2 protein-coding genes and 1 pseudogene are annotated in these 3,817 nt (G+C 59.3%); all 3 read left to right on the top strand.

The window, feature by feature from the left end:
* Positions 1-355: 355 nt before the first annotated feature.
* Positions 356-1,357, top strand: a complete 1,002-nt coding sequence (locus tag ABY403_RS14330; protein WP_372841501.1) for a glycosyltransferase family 2 protein — start codon at positions 356-358, stop codon at positions 1,355-1,357.
* A 28-nt stretch (positions 1,358-1,385) separates the two neighbouring features.
* The gene (locus ABY403_RS14325; RefSeq protein WP_372841502.1) at positions 1,386-3,065 is read left to right on the top strand and encodes a beta-1,6-N-acetylglucosaminyltransferase; all 1,680 of its coding nucleotides are present in this window, start codon (positions 1,386-1,388) and stop codon (positions 3,063-3,065) included.
* 12 nt (positions 3,066-3,077) lie between these two features.
* Positions 3,078-3,817: pseudogene (locus tag ABY403_RS14320) on the top strand (nodulation protein NodH); the annotation flags it as partial.

The following is a 3,817-nucleotide window of genomic DNA, read 5'->3' as shown; positions in this document are numbered from 1 at the left end:
GAGCATTTTGGCGACCCTGCGGCGTTCGATGGATATTACGACGGGCTGATCGCCAACCCCGACCTTTGGCATGAAGGCGCGGTGGAATATGCCGGTTGGCGGCAACTCGTCGCGCTCGGCCTGATGCATAGGGGCGGCTGACGCGCGCCCTCGCCCCGCGATTTTGTTTCCGCTTGGAATACAGTTGTTTACGCGCAGGCCGCGATTGCCTATTCTTGCGCGCGACGCAAAAGCGCGGATGCGGCATCGAACCCCAAGGCTACCTCTTGTTTCAATGAGGGAAAATTAAGAAAGCCGGGGTCAGAGTTGCCGTGCCAACGGGGCAACGCGGGGTAGGGGCTAGGGCTTGAGTTTGATGCAATCATATCGCCTGCGGGTAAAGCGCAGGCGTCTGTTGCTGCGAGCCCTTCGCAAACGTCACGCGTTGCGCAGCGTGGCGCGGCGTACCGATGCGATCAAGCCATCCGACATTCTGCTGTTTGCCACGCTGCGCAACGAACGGGTGCGACTTCCTTATTTTCTGCGCTACTACCGCCAGCTTGGCATCAACCATTTCCTGATCGTCGATAACGACAGCGACGATGGCTCGCGCGAATGGCTTGCCGAGCAGAAAGATGTGTCGGTCTGGACCACTTCAGCCAGCTACAAGGGCTCTCGCTATGGCGTGGACTGGATAAACTGGCTATTGATGCGCTACGGGCACAAGCATTGGACGCTGGTTGTCGATCCTGACGAGTTTTTTGTTTATCCGTTCTGCGACACGCGGCCGATCCGGGCGTTGACAGACTGGCTCGATACCTACGAGTTGCGCAGCTTTCCGGCGATGCTGCTTGATCTTTATCCCAAGGGCCCGATCGACGCGCAGCCTTACCGCGAAGGGCAGAACCCGCTTGAGATTGCGCAATGGTTCGATAGCGGCAACTACACGATTTCGCGCAACTGGTATTTCAACAACCTGTGGATTCAGGGTGGGCCGCGGGCCCGGATGTTCTTTTCCGACGACCCTTATAACGCGCCGTCACTGAACAAGATTCCGCTGGTGAAATGGAACCGTCGCTACGCCTATGTCTCATCGACCCATATGCTGCTGCCGCGCGGGTTGAACATGGTCTATGACGACTGGGGCGGCGAAAAGGTTTCGGGCTGCCTGCTGCACGCCAAGTTCATCTCGCCGCTGACCGCGAAGATCGAGGAAGAGATGGCGCGGCGTGAGCATTTCGCAGGTTCGCGCGAATACATCGCCTATGCCGAGCAGCTTTCGACCGAGCCTGACCTGTGGTGCAAGTGGAGCGAGAAATATATCAACTGGCGCCAGCTCGAGATTCTGGGGCTGATGTCAAAGGGCAATTGGGCGTGAGGGGGCAGAGGTGAGCGTTGGCTTCGTGATGATGTGCCACACCGCGCTCGACCGTGCCGCTCAGGTGGCGCGGTTCTGGGCCGAGGGTGGCGCGCCGGTGGTCATTCACGTTGATCGGCGGGTTGATAAGCTGAGTTTCGACACTTTCACCGCCAGCGTTTCCGATCTGCCAAACGTCAGTTTTTCGCGCCGCTTCAAATGCGAATGGGGCACATGGTCGCTGGTTTCCGCGGCGCAGGCGGGGGCCGAGCAGATGTTGGCCCGGCATGGCGAGGTGGGGCATGTCTTCCTTGCGTCAGGCTCTTGCCTGCCGTTGCGGCCGGTTCAGGACTTGGCCGAATATCTTGCCGCGCGCCCGACCACCGATTTTATCGAAAGCGTCACTACCGCCGATGTCGGTTGGACCATTGGCGGGCTTGATGAAGAACGCTTTACCCTGCATTTCCCCTTTAGCTGGAAGCGGCAGCGACGCCTGTTTGACCGCTATGTGGAATTGCAGCGCCGACTGAAATACCGCCGCAAGATCCCTGCCGGCATCCTGCCGCATATGGGTAGCCAGTGGTGGTGCCTCAGCCGCCGCACGCTCGCCTCTATCCTGCAAGACCCGGATCGCGAGGTCTACGACGACTATTTCTCGAAGGTCTGGATTCCGGACGAAAGCTACTTCCAAAGCCTCGCTCGGCTGTATTCGACCAATGTCGAAAGCCGCTCACTGACGCTGTCGAAGTTTGATTTTCAGGGCAAGCCGCACCTGTTCTATGATGACCATCTGCAACTGCTTCGGCGCTCCAACTGCTTTGTCGCGCGCAAGATCTGGCCGCAGGCCGAGCGGCTTTATGCCACTTTCCTCGCCCAGCGCAGTCCGATCGACGCCGAAGCAGAGCCCGACCCGGTCAAGATAGACCGGCTGTTTTCAAAGGCGGTAGAACGGCGCACCAACGGGCGACCCGGGCTTTACATGCAAAGCCGTTTTCCACACCGGGACCGTGAAAATGGCAAGACCTCGGCACCCTATTCGGTGTTTCAGGGTTTCGACGATCTGTTCGAGAACTTTGACGGCTGGTTGGCCAAATACGCCGGTGCCCGTGTGCACGGCCATCTTTTTGCGCCCGAGCGGGCCGAGTTTGCGGGCGGCGAGACGATGTTTGCGGGTTGCCTGACCGATAGCGCCAAATTGCGCGACTACAACTCGCAAGCGTTTCTGACCAACCTGATCTGGAATGCGCGTGGCGAGCGGCAATGTTTTCAGTTTAGCCCGCGCGATAGCCAAGCCTGCAACTGGTTTCTGGCAACCGACCCGAATGCGCAGATTTCGGTGATTTCGGGGGCCTGGGCGGTGCCGTTGTTCCTTTCGTCCGAAAGCTTCGCCGTCACCCGACGCGAGGCGGCACGGCTGCAAAAAATCGAACTCGATCAGATCGGCATCCTGCGCTCGATGTATGTCAAGGCGCGGGTGCGGATCTGGACGATGGCCGACTTCATCGAAAACCCGATGGAGCTTTTGCAGACCCTGATCGACGAAATCAGCCCGCGCTCGACCCGGCGGCTGACCGAGGCTCCGCGACTGCGGGATTTGAGCGGCTTTGGCCAGTTTTTGCAGAACCTCAAGAATCAGGGGATGCAGCCGCGCCTTATGGGCGATTTCCCGGTCGATGATGCACCGCTGCCGAGCAATGTGCAGCGCGACCGCCCCTATATTGTCAGATAAGGCATTGCCCGTATGACCCGCCCTTTCGACAGCTTTGTGATTTTTGCCGAGATGCGCACCGGCTCGAACCTGCTTGAGGCGAGCTTGAACCAGATCGAGGGGCTGCGCTGCCATGGCGAGGCGTTCAACCCCGTGCATCTGGGCGACCCCGACCTGACCGACCTTCTGGGGGTCACGCTGGAAGAACGCACCGCAGACCCGATCGGGCTGTTGACCCGCATCCGCGAAGCCGAGGGGCTGAACGGTTTTCGCTATTTTCACGATCACGACCCGCGCGTGCTGGACCAGGTTCTGGCCGATCCGCGCTGCGCCAAGATCATCCTCACCCGCAACCCGGTTGAAAGCTATATAAGCCTGAAGATCGCCTATAACACAGACCGGTGGCGGCTGACCGACGTGCGCGACCGGCGGGAGTTCAAGGCACCTTTCAAACCAGCCGAGTTCGAGGCGTTTCTGGCACCCCTGCTAGAGTTTCAGCTTAAGCTTTTGCGCGCATTGCAAAGCTCGGGACAGACTGCGTTTTATGTCGATTACGAAGACATCCAGAACCTAGATGTGCTGAAAGGCATGGCGGCGTTTCTGGGCTTTCCTGATGGGATCGGCGCGGTTTCGCAGGCGCTGATCGTGCAAAACCCCGAGGAAATGTCGCAAAAGGTGCGCAACTTCCCCGAGATGGAGGCAGCACTTTCGCGGATCGACTGGTTCAACCTGTCTCGCACCCCCAATTTTGAGCCGCGCCGGGGCCCGAACGT

Origin of the sequence: Phaeovulum sp., assembly GCF_041596715.1 — a bacterium.
Classification (GTDB): Bacteria; Pseudomonadota; Alphaproteobacteria; order Rhodobacterales; family Rhodobacteraceae; genus UBA6213.
This window is presented reverse-complemented; position numbering and strand designations above follow the sequence as displayed.